This window comes from Streptomyces sp. NPDC024017 (assembly GCF_040638895.1).
Classification (GTDB): domain Bacteria; phylum Actinomycetota; class Actinomycetes; order Streptomycetales; family Streptomycetaceae; genus Streptomyces.
The window spans coordinates 378,447-401,135 of the sequence record NZ_JBEZYZ010000007.1 but is presented as its reverse complement, the minus strand read 5'-3'; the positions used below and the strand labels follow the sequence as shown (position 1 = coordinate 401,135).

The 22,689-nt window shown below is 68.8% G+C and carries 23 protein-coding genes and 2 pseudogenes; 11 read left to right on the top strand and 14 right to left on the bottom strand.

Annotated features, from left to right (window positions below):
* Window positions 1-39: 39 nt before the first annotated feature.
* The 4 genes from AB0G20_RS21465 to AB0G20_RS21450 all read left to right on the top strand — a co-directional run bounded on the left by AB0G20_RS21465 (window position 40) and on the right by AB0G20_RS21450 (window position 2,185).
* The gene (locus AB0G20_RS21465) at window positions 40-420 is read left to right on the top strand and encodes a VOC family protein (RefSeq protein WP_361304813.1); all 381 of its coding nucleotides are present in this window, start codon (window positions 40-42) and stop codon (window positions 418-420) included.
* A gap of 50 nt (window positions 421-470) precedes the next feature.
* On the top strand, window positions 471-1,253 hold the full coding sequence (locus AB0G20_RS21460; protein WP_361304811.1) for an MBL fold metallo-hydrolase: 783 nt from the start codon (window positions 471-473) through the stop codon (window positions 1,251-1,253).
* Window positions 1,254-1,291: 38 nt separating this feature from the next.
* Window positions 1,292-1,684, top strand: coding sequence for a nuclear transport factor 2 family protein (locus tag AB0G20_RS21455; protein WP_361304809.1), 393 nt, complete (start codon window positions 1,292-1,294; stop codon window positions 1,682-1,684).
* A gap of 75 nt (window positions 1,685-1,759) precedes the next feature.
* Complete coding sequence (locus AB0G20_RS21450) at window positions 1,760-2,185, top strand: PPOX class F420-dependent oxidoreductase (RefSeq protein ID WP_361304807.1); 426 nt, start codon at window positions 1,760-1,762, stop codon at window positions 2,183-2,185.
* Between the two features lie 86 nt (window positions 2,186-2,271).
* On the opposite strand, the gene AB0G20_RS21445 is transcribed toward AB0G20_RS21450, so the two are convergent.
* Together AB0G20_RS21445 and AB0G20_RS21440 are read right to left on the bottom strand one after the other, a co-directional pair.
* Window positions 2,272-2,781 carry a MarR family transcriptional regulator gene (locus AB0G20_RS21445; protein WP_361304805.1) on the bottom strand — a complete coding sequence of 170 codons (510 nt, stop codon included), beginning with the start codon at window positions 2,779-2,781 and terminating at the stop codon, window positions 2,272-2,274.
* A 337-nt stretch (window positions 2,782-3,118) separates the two neighbouring features.
* Window positions 3,119-3,523: a helix-turn-helix domain-containing protein gene (locus AB0G20_RS21440; protein ID WP_361304803.1), complete on the bottom strand. Its 405-nt coding sequence runs from the start codon at window positions 3,521-3,523 to the stop codon at window positions 3,119-3,121.
* A gap of 133 nt (window positions 3,524-3,656) precedes the next feature.
* On the opposite strand from AB0G20_RS21440, the gene AB0G20_RS21435 reads away from it, so the two are divergent.
* Window positions 3,657-4,430 carry an MBL fold metallo-hydrolase gene (locus tag AB0G20_RS21435; RefSeq protein WP_361304800.1) on the top strand — a complete coding sequence of 258 codons (774 nt, stop codon included), beginning with the start codon at window positions 3,657-3,659 and terminating at the stop codon, window positions 4,428-4,430.
* Window positions 4,431-4,652: 222 nt separating this feature from the next.
* On the opposite strand, the gene AB0G20_RS21430 is transcribed toward AB0G20_RS21435, so the two are convergent.
* The gene (locus AB0G20_RS21430) at window positions 4,653-5,486 is read right to left on the bottom strand and encodes a PIG-L family deacetylase (protein ID WP_361304798.1); all 834 of its coding nucleotides are present in this window, start codon (window positions 5,484-5,486) and stop codon (window positions 4,653-4,655) included.
* A 375-nt stretch (window positions 5,487-5,861) separates the two neighbouring features.
* Between AB0G20_RS21430 and AB0G20_RS21425 the strand changes: the two genes are divergently transcribed.
* A complete protein-coding gene (locus tag AB0G20_RS21425; RefSeq protein ID WP_361304796.1) occupies window positions 5,862-7,238 on the top strand; it encodes a pyridoxal-dependent decarboxylase in 1,377 nt (458 codons plus the stop codon).
* Between the two features lie 462 nt (window positions 7,239-7,700).
* Here AB0G20_RS21425 and infA read toward each other — a convergent pair whose 3' ends face one another.
* The 8 genes and pseudogenes from infA to AB0G20_RS21385 form a co-directional block, all read right to left on the bottom strand.
* Entirely contained in the window at window positions 7,701-7,925 is a 225-nt protein-coding gene (gene infA / locus AB0G20_RS21420; RefSeq protein WP_010981942.1) for a translation initiation factor IF-1, read from the bottom strand.
* Window positions 7,922-8,713, bottom strand: coding sequence for a GNAT family N-acetyltransferase (locus AB0G20_RS21415; RefSeq protein ID WP_361304793.1), 792 nt, complete (start codon window positions 8,711-8,713; stop codon window positions 7,922-7,924). Before AB0G20_RS21415 ends, infA begins: the two co-directional genes overlap by 4 nt.
* Window positions 8,714-8,974: 261 nt before the next feature.
* On the bottom strand, window positions 8,975-10,510 hold the full coding sequence (locus AB0G20_RS21410; protein ID WP_361305052.1) for a fused MFS/spermidine synthase: 1,536 nt from the start codon (window positions 10,508-10,510) through the stop codon (window positions 8,975-8,977).
* A gap of 169 nt (window positions 10,511-10,679) precedes the next feature.
* Window positions 10,680-11,066: a hypothetical protein gene (locus tag AB0G20_RS21405; protein ID WP_361304791.1), complete on the bottom strand. Its 387-nt coding sequence runs from the start codon at window positions 11,064-11,066 to the stop codon at window positions 10,680-10,682.
* Window positions 11,067-11,149: 83 nt separating this feature from the next.
* Window positions 11,150-11,725 (bottom strand): hypothetical protein, encoded by a 576-nt coding sequence (locus AB0G20_RS21400; protein WP_361305064.1) that lies wholly within the window; start codon window positions 11,723-11,725, stop codon window positions 11,150-11,152.
* A gap of 250 nt (window positions 11,726-11,975) precedes the next feature.
* Window positions 11,976-12,112, bottom strand: a pseudogene (locus AB0G20_RS21395) (IS5/IS1182 family transposase); the annotation flags it as partial.
* 171 nt (window positions 12,113-12,283) lie between these two features.
* On the bottom strand, window positions 12,284-14,002 hold the full coding sequence (locus AB0G20_RS21390; protein WP_361304789.1) for an acyl-CoA dehydrogenase family protein: 1,719 nt from the start codon (window positions 14,000-14,002) through the stop codon (window positions 12,284-12,286).
* 93 nt (window positions 14,003-14,095) lie between these two features.
* Complete coding sequence (locus AB0G20_RS21385) at window positions 14,096-14,662, bottom strand: PadR family transcriptional regulator (RefSeq protein WP_361304787.1); 567 nt, start codon at window positions 14,660-14,662, stop codon at window positions 14,096-14,098.
* Window positions 14,663-15,264: 602 nt separating this feature from the next.
* Here AB0G20_RS21385 and AB0G20_RS21380 point away from each other — a divergent pair.
* Window positions 15,265-16,203, top strand: a complete 939-nt coding sequence (locus tag AB0G20_RS21380; RefSeq protein WP_361304785.1) for an RIO1 family regulatory kinase/ATPase — start codon at window positions 15,265-15,267, stop codon at window positions 16,201-16,203.
* 24 nt (window positions 16,204-16,227) lie between these two features.
* Here the strand turns inward: AB0G20_RS21380 and AB0G20_RS21375 are convergent, their stop codons facing one another.
* Entirely contained in the window at window positions 16,228-16,821 is a 594-nt protein-coding gene (locus AB0G20_RS21375; protein WP_361304783.1) for a DUF6817 domain-containing protein, read from the bottom strand.
* A gap of 179 nt (window positions 16,822-17,000) precedes the next feature.
* Between AB0G20_RS21375 and AB0G20_RS21370 the strand changes: the two genes are divergently transcribed.
* Together AB0G20_RS21370 and AB0G20_RS21365 are read left to right on the top strand one after the other, a co-directional pair.
* Window positions 17,001-17,972 (top strand): LysR family transcriptional regulator, encoded by a 972-nt coding sequence (locus AB0G20_RS21370; RefSeq protein ID WP_361304781.1) that lies wholly within the window; start codon window positions 17,001-17,003, stop codon window positions 17,970-17,972.
* A 165-nt stretch (window positions 17,973-18,137) separates the two neighbouring features.
* Window positions 18,138-18,641, top strand: a pseudogene (locus tag AB0G20_RS21365) (HNH endonuclease family protein); the annotation flags it as partial.
* 227 nt (window positions 18,642-18,868) lie between these two features.
* Here the strand turns inward: AB0G20_RS21365 and AB0G20_RS21360 are convergent.
* The gene (locus AB0G20_RS21360; RefSeq protein WP_361304779.1) at window positions 18,869-19,795 is read right to left on the bottom strand and encodes a MerR family transcriptional regulator; all 927 of its coding nucleotides are present in this window, start codon (window positions 19,793-19,795) and stop codon (window positions 18,869-18,871) included.
* Between the two features lie 236 nt (window positions 19,796-20,031).
* Window positions 20,032-20,652 (bottom strand): TetR/AcrR family transcriptional regulator, encoded by a 621-nt coding sequence (locus AB0G20_RS21355; protein WP_361304777.1) that lies wholly within the window; start codon window positions 20,650-20,652, stop codon window positions 20,032-20,034.
* Between the two features lie 139 nt (window positions 20,653-20,791).
* Between AB0G20_RS21355 and AB0G20_RS21350 the strand changes: the two genes are divergently transcribed.
* Together AB0G20_RS21350 and AB0G20_RS21345 are read left to right on the top strand one after the other, a co-directional pair.
* Complete coding sequence (locus tag AB0G20_RS21350) at window positions 20,792-21,364, top strand: S1 RNA-binding domain-containing protein (RefSeq protein WP_361304775.1); 573 nt, start codon at window positions 20,792-20,794, stop codon at window positions 21,362-21,364.
* 112 nt (window positions 21,365-21,476) lie between these two features.
* A complete protein-coding gene (locus AB0G20_RS21345) occupies window positions 21,477-22,370 on the top strand; it encodes an aminoglycoside phosphotransferase family protein (protein WP_361304773.1) in 894 nt (297 codons plus the stop codon).
* Window positions 22,371-22,689 lie beyond the last annotated feature (319 nt).

Genomic DNA, 22,689 nt, shown 5'->3' with positions numbered 1-22,689 from the left:
CGTCTTTTTCTTCCCCACAGGGCGCAAGGAGTGAGTGTCATGACCGTTCCCGCCTTCAACTCGGTCGCCTGGTTCGAGTTCGGCACCGACCAGCCGGAGAAGGTCAAGGAGTTCTACGGCGAGCTCTTCGACTGGAAGTACGTCCTCAACACCGACACCCCCGGCGTGACCTACCACTCGGTGATGACGCCGGGCGCCCAGCAGCCGGCCGGCGGCGTGTGGGAGTCGGAGGGCGGCTTCCCCAACTACGCGGTCTTCTACGTCCTCGTCCAGGACGTCGCCGCGACCGTCGAGCGCGGCCAGGAGCTCGGCGCCGAGGTCCTCATGGAGCCGGCCTCCGACTCTGCGGGCTTCACCTTCGCCCGGCTGCAGGACACCGCCGGCAACCACTTCGGCGTCTTCTCCGTACCCGCCGCCTGACCGGTTCCGCAGAGCCGCGTCTCCACTGTTCACCGCCTGGAGGTTCACCGATGTCCGGCGCCAGCGCCACCAGCGAAAAGATCCCCGTCCGTGTGTACGGCGGCCCGACCACCCTGATCGAGTACGGCGGGCTCAGGTTCGTCACCGACCCCACCTTCGACCCGCCCGGCGAGTACCCCATGCCCCTCCCCGGCGACCACAAGCTCGTCAAGACCGAGCCGTCACCTGTCTCCGCCGCCGACCTGGGCCGCGTCGACGCCGTTCTGCTCTCCCATGACGAGCACGACGACAACCTCGACAACGCCGGCCGCGCCTTCCTGCCCGAGGTGCCGGTCGTCTTCACCACCGAAAGCGGCGCCCGTCGTCTGGGCGGCAACGCACAGGGGCTGGCCTTCTGGCAGAGCGCCGAGCTCAGGCGGCCCGACGGCGGCACCGTCACCGTCACCGGCCTGCCCGCCCGGCACGGCCCCGAGGGCTGCGAACCGATCTCCGGCGACGTCGTCGGGTTCATGCTCACCTCCGACGACATGCCCTCGGTCTACGTCAGCGGCGACAACGCCGCCCTGGAGCACGTCAAGGAGATCGCCGAGAGGATCGCTCCCGTCGACACCGCGGTCCTGTTCCTCGGCGGTGCCCGCATGGCCTTCGCCTTCGAAGGCGCCCTGCTCACCCTCGACAGCACCCAGGGCGCCCAGGCCGCCCAGATGCTCGGCGCCCGCCGGGTCGTCCCCGCCCACTTCGACAGCTGGGCGCACTTCAAGGAAGGCCGGGACGAGATCGAGTCCGCGTTCACCGAAGCCGGCCTCACCGACCGCCTCGACTTCGCCCGATAGCCACCACCCTCCGTGCAAGAACCCAAGGAGCAAGCGACATGACCAGAGCGAACATCGACATCGCCCGCACCTACTTCCAGGCCGTACAGACCGGAGACATGGCCACCCTCGGCGAACTCCTCGACGAGGCGATCGTCTGGCACCAGCCCGGCGCCAACCAGTTCTCCGGCGAGCACAAGGGCCAGGGCGCCGTCTTCCAGATGCTCGGCCGGATGATGGAGGCCAGTCAGGGCACCTTCGCCATCGACAAGATCCACACGCTGATGGGCAACGGAGACCTGGTCGCCGCCACCATCCGCTTCAGCGGCCGCCACGACGGCGCGTCGATGAACATGGACGGCGTCGACGTCCTGCGCATCGAAAACGGCAAGATCACCGAGATGTGGCTCTTCTCCGGCGACCCGGCCGCCGAAGACGCCTTCTGGGGCTGAACCTCTGGGTGTCCGAGGCCGACTCCCCCTCGGACACCCGCCAGTCGATCCGTGCGAAGACGAAAGGGCACCCACATGCGGAAGATGACCGACGGGCAGTGGCGGGAGTTCGTCACTCACGGCACCCGCACCGGGAAGCTGTCGACCGTCCGCGCCGACGGCAGCCCCCATGTGACACCGATCTGGTTCCTCCTCGACGGCGATGACGTCGTGCTCACCACCGAGAAGGACGGGGTCAAAGGCCGCAACCTCGTACGTGACGGACGGTTCGCCCTCTGCGTCGACGAGGACCGGCCACCGTACGCGTTCGTCCTGATCCAAGGACGCGCCGAGATCTCCGAGGACCCCGACGACATGCTGCGCTGGGGCGGACTCCTCGGCACCCGCTACATGGGCGAAAGCCGCAGGGAGGAGTACGCCGCACGCAACGGCGGCCCCGGCAACCTCCTCGTCCGGGGCCGCATCGACAAAGTCATCGCCTTCGACGGCATCGCCGACTGACCCGTGGGCTGATGGAGCGGGGCCGGGCGAACACAGTCCCCGGCCCCGCCCCATCAGCGCACGGCCACAGCGCAGTCCGTCGCAGCTCACGACGCCGGCCGGCCGGGCTGCTTCGGCCCCCGCATGCCCGGCGCCGGCGTCTGCCCGGCGGCCTTCCGCTCCGCGTCCAGGGCTCTCCCGGCCGCCCGCAGCGTGCCGAGGACCGCCGTCACCTCGCGCACGGACTGCTCGGGAATCACCGACCCGATCCGAAGTTCCAGCTCGTCCTCGAAAACCTTCAGTGCTCCGTCCACCAGTTTCCGTCCCGCAGACGTCAACTCGACGACGGAGGAACGGCGGTCGTTCGGATTGGCACGCCGCTCACACAGGCCCGCCGCCTCCAGACGGTCGACCACCTTGCTCGTGCCGCCCACGGTGATCGAGAACTCCTCGGCGATGTCCTGGATCCTCGGCCCGGGCCGACGCAACAGCAGATGCAGCACTTCGAACGAGGTCAGCGGCAGGTTGTACTCGGCCCGCAACCGCCCTTCGATGCCATTCCAGAGCTCGATCTCCAGCGAGACCAACTCCCGGTACAGCTGCTTCAGGTCAGCCATCACTCATCTTCCGAAGAATTATCTTCCAGGGATGCTTAATTGTAGGTCATCGGCATCGGATTCTCGGCGAACGCCAGGGTGCGGCACTGGTCGGGTCCACCGGGAGCGCCCGGCACCCGAAGGCGCTCGCCGTACGGCTGCCCGACCACCGGAACGCTCTGCCACAGCGGCTGACCACGCCGCTCGCCGCCGCCATCGCACCGCGCTTGGTCCCCCTGCCCGAAGGGCTTCCCGAAAGCCGGCGACTCCTGTGCACCCGCCCGAAGTCCGCCTGTGCTGAGCGTGGTTCGGGCCGGGCCGCCGGCGAGGTTCGGGCCGTGTTCGACGGGTCCGGCGATCAGCCGAGGGCGTCCCGTCGCGCCGTGCCCCACTCCCACATGCTGCGCACCACTGGTTCCAGCGCCCGGCCCTGGCTGGTCAGAATGTAGCGGACGCGGGGAGGCCAGCCCGGGGTGCGGTGACGCTCGATGACGCCGGCACTGGTCAACTGGGCCAGCCGATCCGAGAGGACCTTGTCCGAGAGAGCGGGCAAGGCGGCTGACAGTTCGGAGTATGTGGCCTGACCGCGGCGTAGGAACTCGCGGACTACCAGCGGCGTCCACCGGCCACTCAGCGCGGCGAGGGTGATGTCAATAGGGCATCGCGGTTCGTGTCCTGGCGGAACGAGGGCGCTGTCCGGGCAGTCCGCCAGCGGGCCGCCCTGATCACCCGTCGCTGCGTGTCCAACGGTTTGGTGAGTCACGCAGGCCCCTCCTAACGTCGGTCGCGAAAACCCCGCCAGCTTGCCTCCAGGGGGCCTTGTGCGTATCCATCACCTCAACTGCGGTTCTCTCCGGAAGATTCCACTACTCGGCGAAGGACTTCCGGCCGGCCCCGTGAACCGCGAACGGGCCGTTGCCTGCCATTGTCTGCTCATCGAGACGGACTCGGACGGGCTGATCCTGGTGGACACCGGTCTCGGCACCGCCGACCTGCAGCACCCCGACCGGTCGCTGGGTGTGGACTGGGTCGCCCACGCCCAGCCCGCACTGAACCCCGAGGAGAGCGCGCTGCGCCAGGTCGTCCGCCTCGGGTACGCACCCCAGGACGTGCGGCACATCGTGCTCACCCACCTGCATCGCGACCACACAGGTGGCCTGCCTGACTTCCCGCACGCACAAGTGCATGTCCACCCTGACGAGTACCGAGCCGTCACCGACCCCACGGCAGCGCACCACCGGCACAGCCTCGACCGCTTCATGCCGGCGCACCGGGCGCACGACGTGCTGCTCACACCCGCACCCATGGCGGACCGCACAGAGTGGTTCGGCTTCCCCGGCGTGGCGCGGCCGCAGGGGGTGGCATGCGAGCTACTGCTGGTTCCGCTGCCTGGCCACTCGGCGGGACACTCGGGGGTCGCCGTGCGCGACGGCCACGGACGGTGGCTGCTGCATGCGGGCGACGCGTACATGTATCACGGCGAGCTCGAGCACACGCCGCCCCTCTCTCATCCCGTCCTCGACCCGGTCCAGCAGGGAGCACAGACGGACGTCGCAGCTCGCGACGCGACCCGCGACCAACTGCGCTCGCTTCGACACGACCACGCGGATGAGATCACCATCTTCAGCGCACATGACCCATGGGAGCTGGCCCGCTTCACCGCCTCCTAAAGCTAGAAATGTCGGGTGCACCCCGATTCGTCTGAGCTACTTGAGAGCGTCGTCGCAGGTCATCCGAGTGAGGTCGGCCGTGCGGGCCCGCGTCGACGCCGTCGGCGAGGGCCTGGACGCGGGCTGCAGGAGCGGAAACTCGCGTGGACAAGCCTCCGGGGGTGTGACCCGCTCGATCGCGTCGTGCGGTCGGCGCTGTCCCGGGCCGGTCCGACGGACGGATCAGCGCAGTCCGGCGAAGAGATCGTTCTCGGGTACGGCCGCGCCGGTGGCGTCCTGGACACGTACGAACGTCTCCACGCCCATCAACTCGCCGAACCTCTCCTTGCCCATCTTGAGGAAGAAGATGTTCTCGCCCTGACTGGCGTGCGCGGCCAACGCGTCGAACTTCTGACCGCTGAACGCGGTGGTGTCCACCCAGGTGGTGATCTCATCGTCGGGAAGGCCGATCTCGGCCATCGCGGCGGCCTCGGCAGGATCCGGCTCCGGCATGTCCTCATGGAACTCGCGCATGATCTCGCCGAACCGCTGCATCATCGAGCGGGGCATCGTCGTCCAGTACACCTTCGGTGTCAGCGAGGTCATCTCCAGTGCCGCCATCGTGATGCGGTGGGCCTGGATGTGGTCGGGGTGGCCGTAGAAGCCGTTCTCGTCGTAGGTGACGACGACATCAGGTCGGTAGTGCCGCATGAGTTCCGCGAGTCGGGCCGCGCCTTCCGGCACGGGGGTCTGCCAGAAGGATCCGGGGGCGTCGTTGCTCGGCCAGCCCACCATCCCGGAGTCGGCATAGTCCAGCAACTCCAGATCGCTGACCTTCAGGACGCCACAGCTCGCCTCGAGTTCTTGACGGCGCATCAAAGCGACCGCCGCCGGATCGTGCCCGGGATCGCCCGGCTTGACACCCCCCGGCCCGTCACCGCATCCGCCGTCGGTACACGTCACGAGAACCGTGCGGATGCCTTCCGCCGCGTACCGCGCGAGGACCCCTCCGGTTCCGGTGGCCTCGTCGTCGGGGTGGGCGTGTACTGCCATGAGCGTCAAAGGCCGGTCAGTCATGAAACAGTCCTCCTGCAGGAATACGTCTTGGTCCGAGGTGCGCGGCGGGCGTACCGCGATCCCGGGGCCCGGATCCAGGCGGGCGGACGACCTTGCGGTCTCCGTGTCCCCGCCCGTGCGGTGCCGGTCCCTCGGTCGATGCAACCGTGCCGGCCGGGCCGACTGTTCCCGGCAGGGCGGCCTGTCTTTCCAGGTGTCCGCGAGCGCACCATGGCCTGGCTTGCCGGATGCCGACGTCTGCCCTGTCAGTCCTGGAGCTGTGGGTCAGCACCGCTGTCTTCTCCTCAGATCACCAATAGAGATGAGTTGTCAGGCAGGCCGATCTCCCCCCATTGGCCGTTCCCGGCCGCGCAGACGGGCGGTTACGGTCCCGGCATGGACGAGTTGACAAGGATCCTCCATCACGCCGCGGAACACGCCGCCGCCTACCGTCGATCGCTGCCCGAACGGCCGGTGGCGCGCCCCGTCGATCCCGCAGCCCTGCGCGCCGCGTTCTCCCGCCCCTTGAACCGCTCACCCGCCGACCCGCTCACGGTGGTCGACGAGTTGGTGGCCGCCGCCGAGACGGGACTCGTCGCCACCGCGGGGCCGCGCTTCTTCGGGTTCGTCGTCGGCGGGGCACTGCCTGCGGCCACCGCCGCCGAGATCCTCGCGGCCGGGTGGGACCAGAACGCCTTCAACGCCGCGCTCTCCCCCGCCGCCCTCGCCGCGGAGGAGGCGGCGGGCGGCTGGCTGAAAGACCTGCTCGGCATCCCGGACACAGCGTCCACCGGATTCGTCACCGGCGGGCAGGCGGCCAACACCGCAGGACTCGCGGCAGCCCGGCAGCACCTGCTCTTCCAGGCCGGCTGGGACGTCGGGCACGAGGGGCTGCGCGGCGCCCCGCGCCTGCGGGTGGTCGCCAGCGAGGAGCGTCACGCCACCATCGACCGCTCGCTGCGGCTGCTCGGCCTGGGCACCGACTGCCTGGAGACGGTCCGCACGGATGGACGCGGCGCCCTCGACACCGAAGACCTGCGCCGCGTGCTGGCGTCCGACCCGGACACGCCGGCGATCGTCTGCACTCAGGCGGGCAACGTGAACACTGGCGCCTGCGACGACCTCCGTACCGCCTGCGCCCTCGCCCATGCCCACGGCGGGTGGGTGCACGTCGACGGCGCCTTCGGCCTGTGGGCAGCCGCGAGCCCAGCGACCCGCCCCCTCGTCGACGGCGTCGAGCTGGCCGACTCCTGGGCATGCGACGGCCACAAGTGGTTGAACGTCCCCTATGACTGCGGCTACGCCTTCTGCTCCCGCCCCGCCGTACACGCCGACGCACTGTCGTACACCGCCTCCTACCTCACCCGCGCCGACGGCACTCCGGCCGGCGGCGCCGACTACACTCCCGAGTCATCCCGCCGCGCACGCGGCTTCGCCACCTGGGCAGCACTGCGTGAACTCGGCCGTGACGGCGTCGCCGAACTCGTGGACCGCTGCTGCTCCCTCGCCCGTCGTTTCGCCGACGGCCTGACCGCGGCGAGCTTCGAGGTGGTCAACGACGTGACGCTCAACCAGGTTCTCGTCAGCTTCGGCGACGACGCCCGCACCGACCACGTCGTGCAGGCTCTGCAGGATGACGGCACCTGCTGGATGGGCGCCACCACCTGGCGTGGCCGACGGCTGATGCGCATCTCGGTGTCCGGCCACGCCACGACAGAAGCCGACGTCGACCGGTCGATCGATGCGATCGTGCGGCTGACGCGGGCGTCGTAACCCGCCCGACGGGTCGAGCAGGGGGCGCTGTGCTCCGCTTTCCGAAGCCGCACACCTCCACGGAGCGGAGAACGTCCGACTTGGTGTCTCGTTCCACTGAACCCCGGGCCGCAGTGAAACCCCTTCTCATGGGAGAGCAGTGTCATGACCGAGCGCGATGTCTCCTGCTCCGACGGGTGCGGTCACTGGTGGCACAGGCTATCCGCCGCTGACTGATCCCTCGCCCGGCACCTGTGCACGCCACCGCTCCTCAGATCAAGCGGGTACGTGCGCCAGGAAGCAGAGGTGTTGCCGCACGGTCGAGGCGTGGATCGCACCGCTGCGCGCCCTCCTGCTCCTCTCAGCGCCACGTTACGCCGAAGGTTTTGCAGACAGAGCACCCCTCTATCAACGGGGCCCCGCTCACAGATACACCGTGACCGGGGCCCCAGGATCGGCTACCGCGGAAGGTGCCGACCGCCGCTAATTCCGGTACCGGAACACGATCCGGCCGCGGGTCAGGTCGTACGGCGGGAGCTCCACCAGCACCCTGTCTTCCAGCATGATCTTGATGTAGTTCTTGCGGATTTTCCCGCTGATGTGCGCGAGCACCTGGTGGCCGTTCTCGAGCTCCACGGTGAACATGGCGCTGCGCAGGCACTCGACGACCTTGCCCTCGACCTCGATGACGTTCTTGTTCTTCGTCATCGCACCAGCTCCAGGTTGCTGTTCATCGGCCGGGCGCCGATGCCCTCGAACAGTGCCGAGGCTGCTGGGTTGGATTCGTGGACGTCAGTCCATGCCGCGGCGAACCCGGAGCGGTGCAGCGTCCCCAGCGCGTGGGCGAGCAACGCCCGCGCGATGCCGCGGCGCTGTTCGCCGGCCCGGACCGCGATCAGCCCGATGCGTGGGCAGTTCACCTTCACCACCCGGATCAGCCCCAGGTAGCGGTCGGGCGTCGCGGCTACCGCGTACTTCGTCGGGTCGACGATGGTGTCGCCTTGGGGGCGGGGAATCACCTCTGCGGGCATCAACTGCCACCCGACGGTCGCCTCGACTTCGTCACGGATCGCTCGGTCCACCGCCCGCAGCAGACTCTCGTCCGCCTGACCGGCGGGAACGATCGTCACGCCCGAAGGCGGCAGGACTTCGTCGAGCCCTGTGACCCGCGGGTCGGTCGGTACGACGTACTCCCACTCGCGGCGCCGGATCGTGAAACCGGCCCGCTTCCAGCCGGCCGTCAGCTCGACGTCGGCTTCGTCGACCACCGTGTGCAGCGGCGCCGGCAGTTCCGCCAGCATCGCCCCGGCCAGCCGGTCGAAGGTGGCGTCGTGCCAGGCGTCGATGCTGACGAACAAGCGTCCGTCGGGCCGGTGCTGCGCAAGCCCGCGGCCGACCACCAAGTCGTCATCCAGTGCATGCCATTGCCTGTCCGCGACGCGCGTGATCACTATCGCGTTCTCGCTCGGGCCAGACGTGAAAGGCTTCGTGTTCATCGGAGTCTCCTCCCAGGAGTGCCTCGATCTCAGGCGCTCCTGGCGACACCGAACGTCAGCCGCCGGACCGTGACGGGATGAGGGAGCACCCACGGGTAACTGTGTTCACGGGGCTCACCTCCAACAACGACTTCACGGTCCACCACGAAAGTAGCAGCGGGGTGCCGACTCGCTCACATCATTTTCCAGCGAGGCGAGCTGCCGGGAATTGGCTGGTCGCGGCAGGAGCAGGTCAGGGGTGCCCTGGAAGGAGCACTCGTGTCACTGGCCGCTCTGCGGACTGTAGGGCTGCAGGAGCTGGTCCACGGGTGCGTGATCGTCGGTGAGAAGTTGGGCAGCGCCGGTCCAGGACCGGAGGTCCTCGCCTGTGGTGATCTTCCAGCCGGTTTGCCGGGCGTCGAGCGCTTTTTGGATCGCTCGGAGGTCTACCGGCTTGTCGGAGGCGAGCACCACCAAGTTGCCGCCCATGGAGTCGGCAGTCGGGCCTTGGCCGATGTCGGCGGGTTCGCCGAGGAGGGCCAGGTGCTCGAAGGTGTCGCCGAGGGTGGCTACTTCGGCGCGTGCGAAGTCCATACCACCGTGATCGATGAGGTTGGCAACGTACAGGCCTTCCTCGTTGAGCACGCGCCGTACATCAGTCATCGCTTCCACCGTGGTGAGGTGCCACGGCACACTGACGCCCCCGAAGGCGTCGCCGACGACGAGGTCACGACTGCCGGTGTCCAGTCGCCGCAGGCCCAGCCGGCCGTCCTCGACGCGTACGTCGATACCGGCCTGCGATCGCAGACCGAGCTCCTCGCGGTTGATGCCCACGACTCCGCCGTCGATCTCGGAGACGAGGCTGTGCGTTCCGGGCCGCGTGGCCGCAAGGTAACGGGGAAAGGTGAGTCCGCCGCCGCCCAAGTGGTGGGCGACAAGTGGTTCACCTTGCGGAAAGGCGGCGTCGACCACGGACGCGATGGCGCGCACATACTCGAACTTCAGATGTGTCGGGTCGTCGATGTCGACGTACGAGTGCCGCAGACCGTCCAGTACGAGCGTGCGGCCGTTGCCCCCGTCGGGGTCCGCGACGACTCGAGCGCAGTGATACTTGGTCTCCACGTCGCAGCCCCCGGGCGCGACCGTGACGGCCAGACCGCCCGCCACGACCATGAGCGTCAGGGCCGGGGCGCCGCTCCACCCGCGCGTTCGCCACTCGGCCCACGCCGAGCCTGCCACCAGGAGTGCTCCGAGGCCGAGCAGTATGCCGCTGACGGGTAACCGCGACACGAGGACGAAGCCGGTGAGCACGGTGCCGACGATGGCGCCGACGGTGCCGACTCCTGAGAGTCGGCCGACCACCGTACCGGTTTCCGCCAGGTTGGTGAGACGCAGCTTCGTCACGAACGGGGTCACCGCGGAGAGCAGTGCGCCCGGCACCAGGATGGTCAGCGATGCGATCACCAAGAGCACCGCTGGTGCCCACTCCGCAGTGCTGCGCAACACGGACGGGGTGAGCGCCACCACCGCTCCGGACACTCCGAGTGAAGGACCGATGAGCCGGCGTGGATCGACCTGGTCCGCGATGTGCCCGCCCAACCAGGAGCCGAAGGCGATAGCGGTGAGCGCGATGCCGATCACCATGGTGCTGGTCTCGAGGGTGAGACCGAGGTACGGAGCTAGCAGCCGCAAGGCGACGATCTCGACCACCAGAACCGCTGCCGAGGACCCGAACACCAGTATTGCGGCGGCACGGGGGCCCAGACCGGCACGGCCGGGCGTGCTCTCAGCGACAGGCGACGATGACGATCCGGTCACGGGCGACATTCTTGCATGCTGCTCACCGTCCGAACGGCACGTGCGCACCCTCATCCCGCCGCCCCGCAGGGTGACTTGCTGTCGCAGGCTGCTCCTGCACTCCGATCTCCGGCGTGCAGCACTTCAGGCTGCCGCCGCCCTAGACGGCGGGGCAGTTGCGGTGCCGGCGTCAGCAGGGCTGGGGGATGCCGTTGCCGATGTGGGTGGGCACCGGGTCGGTCTCGCTGTAGATGTCCGTGTCCTTCATCCAGCCCCACTTGCCGTTGTCGGCCTGCGTCCAGAGCCACCGGTTCGGGTGCGGGCCGCCGATGTAGGCGCCGGTGTCCCTGCGGCACTCGAACCAGCTCGGGTTCGAGTACATCTTGCCGACCGGACGGCTGGTGTCGGGGGTGGCGTAGACCGTGGCCCCCGAGACGTTGTTGCAGTACATGCGCATGCCGCCATCGCCCCACCAGCACGGATTGGCCGCCTCGGCTGTGCCGGTGAAGACGGTGCCCAGCGCGGTGAGTGCCACGCCGGTGACGACGGCCGAGAGTTTGCGCGTGGATGCCTTCAAGGTGATCCCCCTGTGATGAAGTCGGTGGTGCGTGGTCAACAAGGACGCACCGAGTCGGTCCCGCTGAAAATCGAGGTGTCCTTCTAGCAGGGTCTGACGTACCAGACAGGAGTCCAGTCGAAGCTCGGCTCGCTGTAGGTAGCGGCAGGCGTGGTGTAAATGACGTTGCGGCTTTGGTTCTTGAACAGTGCACGGGTGCCGGGGGTCTGGTGGTTGTAGTAGGAACCGTCACCGGTCCAGCCCTGCAGCGCGTAGTCCTGGCAGTGGTACAGGGCGAGTCGGTCCCCCATGCCGAGTTGCTGACGGTACATGCAGAAGTACTCGTAGTCGCACTCCCACTGTGCCGCGGCACGGCCTCCGGCGGACGTGCCCAACTCACGCACGTACCTCTCGCCGGGAACGGTGACCGTCAGCGTGGCACCGTCGGCCAGGACAATCTCGTTCGCCGAGACCTGTCGTCCGTCCTGGCGGGCAAGGTAGCGGTCCACCTTCGCCTGGAGAGCGTCGGCATCGTCTCGGCTGAGACCGGCAGCGCGGGCCTGTGCGTCGAAGGCCGCCTGGGTATGCGTCGTCTCCGCGGATGCCGGTCCCGCTAACCCCACGGACAACAAGGCCACGCCCGCAGCTGCGAGGGATGCGTACCGCTTCCATATGGACATGCCATTCCTCTCCTGCTTGCGTGGCCAGGGCTATGAGAAGGCCCGAGTCTGCCTGAGGCTGACTCCGCATGTGGGGGAACGTACTCGGCCTGCCCATCAGTGTCTTCCTGACATCTGTCAGGAAGACACTGAAGCAACCAGCGGAGCGCGACCCGGCGCCGGCGCCGGGACTTCCCTCTGGCTTTTCCACGCAGGGCGGCGCGGTGCCTGGAGCAGCCGGTGAGCCGCCGTCATCCGGCGAGGGAGAGGTGTGCAGGCGTGCGATGCAGAGCATGGCGTGGGGTGCGCCGTCGCCCTGAGGCGGCAGTCCCGGAGGATCTTCCAGGTCTTCATCCACGCGAAGGCGTGCTCGACGCGCGCACGGACATGGCGGTGCCAGGCGTCGTGCCGCGCCCCCGGTGCCGGCTCGGCATTCGTCTCCGGCTTGGGCGTGGCGGCCGTGCCGGCCTTGGGGCCGGTGGCCCTCCGCGTGGCAGGCACGCAGAGGGCCACGGTGCGAGCGTTACCGCGCCCGGGGGCCCTGACGGTCACCTGTCGACGAGCCCCCTCTTCGGGCTGTCACTGCGCCATCTCGTACGCCCCGGACAGTGCCTCCACACGCTCCCAGACGCGCCCCGAACGCGCTTCGTCGACGACGGGGCGCCGGACGGCACCGAGCGCCCAGCGCTGCTGATCCACAGTGGCGGAGTCCTTGCCGTGCAGTTCGACGGCGAAGGCGGAGAAGTCGCGGACGAGGACGGAGAACAGCTCGTCGAGCACATCCTCGTCGAGGTCCGCCAGGCGGGCCTGCTCCAGGATCAGCTGGCCGTGCACCACCAGCGCGAACAACTGGCCGACGGCGAGAAGGAGATCGAGGTCGCGGCTCTGCTCCTCGTCGGGGGCTGCGGTGGCGACGAACTCGCACAGGGCGTCGGCCTGCTCCCGGAAGCGGGCGACGTTCGGCACCCCGGCGTACGCGTCGTAGGCGGGGCGCCAGTCGTGGAAGCGTACGGAGCCAAGGCCACGGGCCGGTCCCTGCTCGAAGAGGAACGTGTCGTCGGCCGCGTCGAGGCGGGTCGGCACGGCCGCGAACTCGGCCGGGTTCAGGAGGTGGTTGCGCATGAACTTGAGGATCAGCGCGAGGTTGACGTGGACCGTGCCCTCGAGCTTGGGCAGGCTCCGGATCTCGACGGCGGCCTGTGCGAAGTAGGTGTCCTTCTCGAAGCCCTTGGCGGCGATGACGTCCCACATCAGGTCGATGACCTTCTCGCCCTCCGTGGTCACCTTCATCTTCGTCATCGGGTTGAAGAGCAGGTAGCGGCGGTCGTCCGGCGAGGCGGAGCGGAAGTAGTCGACGGCGCGGTCGCTGAACAACTTCATGCCGACGAGGCGGACGTACGCGTCGGCCAGCTCGCGGCGCACGTGCGGGAAGGCGGTGACGGGGCGGCCGTACAGGATGCGGTTGTGCGCGTGGGTCACCGCCTCGTACATCGCGTGCTCGCAGATGCCGATCGAAGCGGTGCAGAGATTGAACTTGCCGACGTTGACGGTGTTGAGGGCGGCGTCGAAGGCGGCGCGGCCCGTGTGCAGGACGTCGTCCGGGCCCACGGGGTAGTCCTCGAGGCGGAACTCGCTGACGTACTTCGAGGAGTCGACGACGTTCTTCACGAGGTGATAGGCCGGGTGGCGGCTGTCGGCGGCGAAGAAGACGTAACCGTCGGGGCCCTCGATGTCGGCGCGGCGGCCGAAGACCGAGACGAGCCCGGCGGCATTGCCGTTGCCGATGTAGTACTTGGAGCCCGTTGCCCTGAAGCCGCCGTTGCCGTCCGGCGTCAGCAGCATGTCGGTGGAGTAGATGTCGGCGCCATGGGTCTTCTCGGAGAGACCGAAGGCGAACACCTCACCCTGGGCGAGGAGTTCCGCCGCGCGGGTACGCGCTGCGGTGTTGTCGCTCTGCCAGACCGGTCCGAGGCCGAGGATGGTCACCTGCCATGCGTACCAGTAGTCGAGACCGTAGAACCCGAAGATCTCGTTGAGGGCGGCGATCCGGGCGGTGTCCCAGCGCTGGTCCTCGCCCCCGGCGGCGGACGCCGGGGTGAGGAAGGTGGCGAACAGCCCTTCCTTGGCCGCGAACGCGAGGAAATCGGCCAGCCAGGCGCGGGAACGGTAGTCCTCGATGAGCCTGCGCTTGCCGCGGTCCTCGAACCAGTCGACGGTGGCACGCAGCAACCTGCGGGTCTCGGGGTCGAACTGCGCCGGGTCGTACGTACGGGGGTTGAAGAGGAGGGAGTCGGCCATGGAGGTCCGCCTTCCGAGGGTTGAGGGTTGAGGGTGCGGGTCTGAAGGTCGCGGGGCGTGGGGCGCGGGGCGCGGGCGGCGGTGGCCGGCAGGTCAGGCTTGCGGGTGTGACGTGCCGAGCCGGCGGAGGGTGGCGAGTACGTCGTCGAGCCAGGCGATCGTCATCCGCTCGTACGCGATGCCGCCGCGCAGCACGACATGCTGCAGCTCCTGACCGGCGTCGAGCGGGGTGGGAGCCGCCGGGCCGGTGAAGTCGCGCAGCTCCCCGGCCAGATAGTGCGCGAGCCGTTCGCTGTGCACCTGGTGGTGCCGTTCGACCTCACGGATCAGCACAGACGGGTCGTCGAAGGCCGCGCCGCGGATCTTCACCGCGAGGTCGTGCCGCATGCTCTCGGGTTGGATCGATTCGTGCAGCCACTGGGAGAGGGCGGCGCGGCCGGGGCCTACGACGGAGTACTCCTTCTTGTCCGGTCGGCTCTGCTGCGGCAGCTCACGGACGGCGAGCAGGCCCTCGCTCTCCATGCGCTTGAGAACGCGGTAGATCTGCTGGTGCGTCGCGGTCCAGAAGTATCCGATGGACCGCTCGAACCGCCGGGCCAGCTCATAGCCGGAGCCCGGCTTCTCCAGCAGGGAGACGAGGATCGCGTGCTCGAGCGCCATACCCCGATCCTTCTATGCAACTCGTTGCATAGCCAAGTGGTGCTGCCCAGGTGAGACGGGGCTCACGCGGGGCGGCGGTGGACGGCCCGCGCGGAGTCGCCCGACAGTGGCCGGGGTCGTGGAGAAGGCGCACCCTGAGCAGTTCCGTGATACGCGGGGCCGCACGGCGTCACGTACCGACGGCCGTCTGATCGGCCACACGGGCATCGAGTCGGCTTCGCGGCATACGGATTGAGCGGTCCGTCCACATCCACTGGGAAAGGAACACAACGCCTCCCATCGCAAAGTCCGCGCCCGCGTCGAGCACGCTTTCGCCCGCCCGCCTGCACAACCTCGCCATAGCCGGGCAACACAGGAACAAGCAGGTCACCCGGCCACGCCCGGTACGGGGGATCACGCCGGAAACGGAAACCTACGGCACCGCTGGGGCCGCTCGACGCGGGCCGATCTATTCGGTTGCCGCTTCCCGTGTCCGCCCCTCACCATGGGCGCGACACCGGGAACTGCCCGGTGCTCCACGAGAGGAGGCACGACCGTGACTACGACTGTTCCCGGCCTGCCCGCAGACCGCCTCACTCCCACCTCATGGAGCACCTCCAGCGATGTCTCACGACGATCTCTCGCAGCACCCTCAGCACCCGGCATTTCCTGACGACTTCACCACCGAGGCCTACCCCCACGTCCCGCCGCCGGACGACCTGAGCGACGTCGACGACCGGTTCGTCTTCGACTTCCGTTCCTACGACGACCTCGAGGACGGCCAGCGCTGGTCGACCTGGCTCAGCGTCGAACCCCTCTGCCGCGGCCCCGAGCCGCTCCCCGACTGGGTGGTGACCTCGCAGGGCGCGATCGACACCGAACTCGGCGTCCTCAAGACCGGCAAGGAGGCCGACGTCCACCTCGTCGAGCGCGCCGACCCGTTCGACCCCGCCGCCTGCGTGGTCATGGCGGCCAAGCGGTACCGCTCCCCCGAGCACCGGACCTTCCACCGCGCCGCGTCCTACACCGAGGGCCGTTCGATGAAGCGCTCACGTGACGAGCGGGCCCTCAAGCGGAAGAGCACCTTCGGCCGGCAGGTCGCAGCCGGCGAATGGGCGGTGTCCGAGTGGGGTGCGCTGGTGCGGCTCTGGAGCCTCGGACTGCCGGTTCCCTACCCGGTCCAGATCGACGGCACCGAGATCCTGATGGAATGGATCGCTGTCGTCGGCGAGGACGGCACCGTCGAGACCGCGCCCCGGCTCGCCCAGGTTCGACCCTCACCCGAGCTGCTGGCTGCGTACTTCGAGCAACTCACCGATGCGCTCGCGACGATGGTGCAGAACGGGGTCGTGCACGGCGACCTCTCGGCGTACAACATCCTGGCGGCGGGCGAGCGGCTGGTCATCATCGACCTGCCACAGATCGTCGATCTGGTCGGCAACCTCAACGGGATGAACTTCCTCCAGCGCGACTGCGCCAACATCTGCCGCTGGTTCCGCTCGCGGGGCCTCGATGTCGACGAGCACGCGCTGTTCGCGGAGCTGATGGCACACGCCTTCTGAACCGGCGGCCGGCCAGAGTGTGTCTCATGACGAGGTCGAACTGTCGTGCTGGTTCACCGGCTGGGAGGCAGGTGGGGCGAGTATCTTGCGGCATGCAAGCAAGGCGTCAGCGCTCAGCGAGTCCTGGAGTCTGGTGAACAGGGCGAGCAGCTCAGGCCCCCACCTGTCGCGGAAGGCGGAGTCGACGTGGGCGAGGTCGAGTTCGTTGGCGGCCGATAGTTCGGCGAAGTCTCGGCGCATTTGTGGCCCTGGAATCCAGGAGCGACCGGTGAACCTGTCGTGGAAGGCAGCGTCGGCCTGGTCGAGAGCTGGGTAGGTGGCCTTCCGGTCGCATGAGGCGTACAGGTACACGATGGCCTCGGCCTCGGTGCCGATCACCGCTGCAAGGTCCTTGCGGCGGTCGAGTGGCAGCAGAGCCGCGGGGAAGCCGTCCGTGCCGTAGAACGCGTGACACAGGCCAGCGAGTTGGAGGGCCGGGCGGGCCTTCCAACTCGCGAGCCGCGCCTGTACGCGCTGAAGGTGGGTGAGGAGAGTGCCGCCGGGGTGGGCCATGCCGTGGGCTCCGAGCTCACGCAGCAGGGTGACGGCCTGGTCAATGGTGGCAGGGAGAGCAGGCACGGGGTCCGTGTCCTTTCGGTGAGGGTTGGTCGGCACCCGCACAGCGCCTTCGCCGGTCCGGATCCGTACGAAGGCACCGCACGGGTTGCCGCCTGGGCCCTGCCACGATCGTCTGGCACCGCGACACCCCAGTCAATCCTGGGGATTTCTCCACTCACCCCAGGTGTAGCTTGGGTGTTGTGACCCTGGATGACCTGCGCGTGTTCGTGGCCGTGTGCCGGGCAGGAAGCCTCAGCGCCGTGGCCCGTGACCTGTCCTGTACGCAGTCCGCGGTGAGCCAGCACGTCAGGCGCCTGGAGCGGGAGACGGGCACGAGCCTGTTGGAGCGTCAGCCGCGCGGGGTCGTTCCCACGACTGCGGGGCGCATCCTGTGCCATGCCGCCGCCGACGGGATCGCCGGGCTCGATCTTGCGCTGCGCCGCCTGGGAGACTTCGTGGACGGCGAAAGCGGTTCCGTGCGGATCACGACGGGCGGAACGACCGTCCGGCACTTCATGGCCGAAGCGATCGTCTCCTTTCGCCGGCGCTTTCCGAAGGTGAGCCTGGAGTTCCGGACCGAGACTTCCAGCCGCGGATGCTTCGACACTCTCCTGACCGGCAACCTCGACCTTGCGTGGGTCACCGTCGGCAGCCCGGTGCGCGGCATCGAGCAGCGTCCCGTCGTCGACCTGCCCTGGGTCCTTGCCGTGCGGTCCGACGATCCGCTCGCGGCCCGGCCCCGCATCGAGGCCTCCGACCTCACGGGCATCCGCCTCGTGCGGCTGCCGCCGAACTCCACCTCCGGCGCCCATCTGGACGCCGTCTTCGCCGAACTGGGCATCCGGACCGGCTCGGACACGAGCGTCGCCGACTGGGACACAGCCCTGCTCCTCGCCGAACTCGGCCTGGGCCACGCGGTCGTCCCCGCCGTACCGGATCTTGCGACACCGGGTGACGGCGGCCCGCTGCGTCTCATCCCGATTCCGGCGCTGCCGCCGCTGTCGGTCGGCTGGGCCGTACGGCGCTGGGACGCCCTCTCCCCGCTCGCACGGTCCTTTGCCGACACGGTGGCCGCAAGTTGCGGGAAGATGCCCCACACCGGTGGGCCGGACACAGCTTCGATGTCCGGCTATGAAGCGCCGGGGTCCGCAGGGGAGCCCGATCGCGGGTGAGTGTCGCGGTGCATACCTGGAGGAGCCAGCCGCAGAGCATCTGCCGCCCCAGCGTCCAAGCTGTTGGTTCCCCGCTGACCCCCTTCAAAAGAAGGTGGCGCGTGGAGTCCTGCCGGACGCGCAATGGGCACGGCTGGAAACGCTGTTGCCCGCCGGCCGGAGGCCCGGAATGCTCCTCACTGGAACGCCGGTGCCCAGCCCGACGACGGCTGCGACACCCGCAACGAGGTGCTGATCGCCGAGGCGATCGACCCCCCCGGCCACCGGCCCGGACTGCAGGTTGAAGGGCGGTATCTGGTCGCCCTACTACGACGCCCGCCAGGTGACCTCCGCAGCGGCGATGGACGTCGACCACATGGTGCCGCTGCCCGAGGCCTGGGACTCGGGCGCCTCCCAGTGGACCGCCGCCCGCCGCGAGGCCTACGTCAACGACCTCGACGACCCGCGCAGCCTCGTGGCCGTCTCAGCCACAGCCCACCGCAGCAAGCAGACCAGGACCCCGCACAGTGGCTGCCGCCCAACACCCAAGCCACATGCCGCTACATCATCGAATGGACAGCCGTGAAACTGCGCTGGGCCCTCACCGCAGACACCGACGAACGCACCTCCCTCGCCCGCCTCGCCGAGGCCTGCCCGGACGCCACCGTCACCTACACACCAGCGCCGTAACCGCGACCTCGGACCGCTGTCTCGGACACCGGCGCCCGCCTGCGTGGTCCACCACCCGAAGCCCCTGGCACTGCTCGAATTGCAGTATCGAACAAGCGCCGCCGCGGACCGTGGTGGACCTTCAGGGACTCCGGCCGAAGGTCCTCCGGCGCGAGCCCACGGGTCCACTGGTGTGCGTCAGGCCAATGCATCTGTGGGGTCGGGTGAAGCAAAAGGATGCTGCGCGATCACCATGCGGCCGGTCCGGCCTGGGTTACGGCGCGCAGGGCCCGCGCCAACCACTCCAGCTCCTCGGTCGCGTCGGGCGACGAATCCTGCCCGCGCACACGGGCGACGAGCCTGCGGTAGCGCTCAGCCCCTGCCTCGATGCCGGCCTCCAGGCTGCGCAGCACGGCGGCCCGATCGGCGTCCCCGAACAGCTCGGACAGCACCTCGGCCGCTGTCGGCCCTTCGGGAGCGACCCCGCGTTCTCTGACCTCCGCGACGGTCTGCACGACCTGCCTGGCCCACCAGATGGACGCCCCGGGGGGACGGCCCTGCCCCGGTGCGGGCGTGTTGAGCTCCATCCATGTGCGCAACCGGGCGCGAAACCCGGGGTCCTGCACCAGTTCGGCCAGTTCGATCCAGGCGTCGACCTGCTCGGGTGTGGGGTCGTCCGGCAATTCGACGCTGAAGGCGCGTAGGCGGTCGCGCAGGTGCGGGTCGACGTCGAGACCGCCGAACACCTCTTCCTTGAACTCGTCGATGATCTGCATGCGTTCGGCGGCGGAAAGCCGCGCCAACCGGTTCATCAGTGCTGTCTCCTCAGCGGTCGAACCCCGTCTCGCCACCGTGTACAGGACGGCCCGGCTCACCTTGAGTGAACGGATCTGCGCGTCAAGCGCGGCCACGTGCGCGTCGGCGACCTGGGCGACCGTGGTGCGGCCGCTCAGGACGCGACACACGTCGCCGAGCCCGAGGCCCAGCTCCCTCAGGGTGTGCACCAGCTCGACGCGGGCCACGGACTCGGCGTCGTACAGCCGGTAGCCGCTCGCGGAGCGGGCCACAGGCGGCACCGCTCCCTCGTCCGACCAGAAGCGCAGGGTACGCACCGGAAGTCCGGTGCGGTGCGCGAGCTGGCCGATGGTGAGCACGTCGGGGTGTTCGTCGTCCATGGGCAAGATCCTGGACCCTCCAGCCGCTGGAGACTCAAGCATCTCAGCGCGACATCCCCTGAGTTCTTGAGAGCTCTGCCGCGCGAAACTCACGGTCGGCCGCCAGCGGCCTGCATCGCAGCCCCGGCACCCGCCCCCATCGCTGCCTCCTCTGTCCCTGCACCGCGTTCCAAGGCACACCCGACGCCCCGCGCACGCATTCCATCCGGACCCGTGCGCTGCACGGCCGCGTGGGGTCAGACGCGGGCCGGGCCCCTCCCGCGGACCAGCGGCAGGAAGACCTCGTCGACGATCTCGGTGAGGACCGCGTCCGGCACGGCCGGGACACCGCGCGTCACGTACTCGTTGCGCAACAGCGCCGTCGGCGCGGAGGCGACCCGGGGGTGCAGTGCCTCGGGCGCGGCCTCGCCGCGGGCCACTGCCCGGCCGAGCAGTGTCAGCCAAGCCGCCTCGTACGCGCCGCCACCGGCCGCAGGGTCGCGCAGCTCGGCCAGGAGCTCTGGAGTGGCGCCGGCCGCCGCGATCAGACCGCGCAGGATTTCTCCGTACGGCGATGACCAGGTGCTGTTCGCGCGCCGCAGCATCTCCAGGGCGTCGCCGCGCAGAGAGCCGGTGTCGGGCAACTGCGTTTGTGCCGAGGCCAGTCGGCGGTACGCGGCAACACCCAGCGCGACGCGGTTCGGCCAGCGCCGGTAGAGCGCGTTCTTGTTCGTCCCCGCCCGGCGGGCCACTTCCTCCATGGTGAGGCCGGGGACACCGGACTGCTCCAGCGTTGCGTTGCCTGCTCGCCTTCCCGCACCGGGACTTGGCCTGCGACGAGTCCGGCCCGCTCGGCATCCGTCCCACTCCAGGCTCATGCTGGGCCGGACGGAAAACGACGTGAACGCGCCCGCATCCGCAGCGAGAAGGGCATCAACTGGGGCGGACTTCTCCTCAAGACCGCAGCGCGACCGCACCCCACGCCAAGTGCGCAGCTCCTCGTGAAAGGGTGGGAGCATGATGGGCGGACCGTCCGAGAACCTAGAACTCTGGGCATTCCTGGAATCATTGCACTGCGGCGAGCTCCTTTCCGGCACCGTCACGGCAATCGAACGGTTCGGCGTGTTCGTGGCGCTGGAAGACGGCCCCGACCACCCGGTCTTCCCCGGCGTCGGGTTCATCTCGTGCGCCGAGTTGTCCTGGCAGCGCTTCGAAGCAGCCTCCGACGTCGTACAGGTCGGGCAGCGCGTCTCATGCGAGTTCCTCCAGTTCGACACATGGAACCTGGAGGCCAGGCTGTCCTTGCGAGCGACGCAGCCGGATCCCTTCCATGCATTCGCCGACAGCATCGCGGCGGGGCAGAAACTGCATGGCCAGGTCACCAAGCTGGTCCCGTTCGGCGCCTTCGTTCAGGTCGCCGACGGGATCGAGGGACTGGTCCACCTGCGAGAACTCACCTGGACACCCGTGCAAACCCCGGCAGATGCCGTCCAGGTCGGCGATGAGGTCACGATCGTCATCACCAAGATCGACCGAGAGCGACGCACGCTGACCCTCTCCCGACGACAAAGCCCGTCCGAACGACGGTGACTCCTCCCGTGCTCCCGCGGCGGCTCCCTTGCACGAGTGTCCCGCAACTCCTGCTCGGTGAAAGGTTCGGAGAGCGAGAACCGCTCCGCTTGCCCCGGTACTTTGGTTTCGCATGACCAACTCCGAGATCCAGATCACCGCAGACCTGGTCCGCGACCTGCTGCGGGAGCAGCATCCGGACCTTGCAGGACTGGCCATCCGCGAGGTAGCGGGCGGATGGGACAACCAACAGTGGCGCCTTGGGGACGAGTTGGCCGTGCGCATGCCGCGCACAGAACAGGCCCCGGACCTTCAGCGCAAGGAGTGCCGATGGCTGCCCGTCCTGGCTCCGCGCCTGCCGCTCCCGGTCCCGAACCCCGTACGGATCGGTGAACCCTCCGCGCGCTTCCCGAAGCCCTGGACCATCATGACGTGGGTTGCCGGCGAGCCACTGGACTACACCTCGATCAGCCGCGGCGACCATGCCGCCGACAGCCTGGCGAGCTTCCTCAGAGCGCTCCACGTGGAGGCGCCCGCCGAGGCTCCGCCCAGTTCGGACCGCGGCGCTCACCCCAAGAAGTACACGGACGGCTTCGACCACTTCTTCCACCCCGTCGTCCCCGACGACCTTGCCGACGACGTCCGGGCTGTCTGGGATGATGCCGTTGCGGCCCCCGAGTGGGAAGGCCCACCGGTATGGGTGCACGGTGACCTTCATCCCGCGAATGTCGTCGTCTCGGACGGCACGCTGTCCGGCGTGATCGACTTCGGTGCCTTGTTCGCCGGCGATCCGGCGTGGGACCTCGCGGCCGCATGGGTGGTCCTTCCGGCAGGCGCCGCCTCACGATTCTTCGACGTGTACGCGCACGCGGACGAGGCGACAATCCGGCGCGCCCGCGGGCTGGCTGCCCTGAAAAGCCTGTTCCTCATGCTGATGGGCCAGAACGGAGACCGGGGTCTTCCTGGCGGCAAGCCGACCTGGGGACCCGCAGGCCGGGCAGCGCTCGATCGTGTCCTTCAGAGCTGACAAGCAGAGTCCACTGCAGGGGTTGCTCAGCCGCCGCACTGTTCACCTCCACTCTCCCAATCTTGGTGACATACAGCGGAACTGGAATCTGGGAAGGACGACGGCGGCGAACAGGCCCTCGGCCCGTGCACGAGTACCGCGGCCCCAGCGTCGCCGGTCTCCGGTTCCGGGTCGGTCTCGGTGCCGGCGATCAGGGTGCCCTTGAACCGTGCGGCAGGACGTTCGCCTCAGCCCGGAGACCCCTTGGGCGGTGTGGAGCCAGTAGAGGGCGTTGCCATTCGAGCATGGTCAGTAGCACTACCTCTGTTCAGCGTTGGGA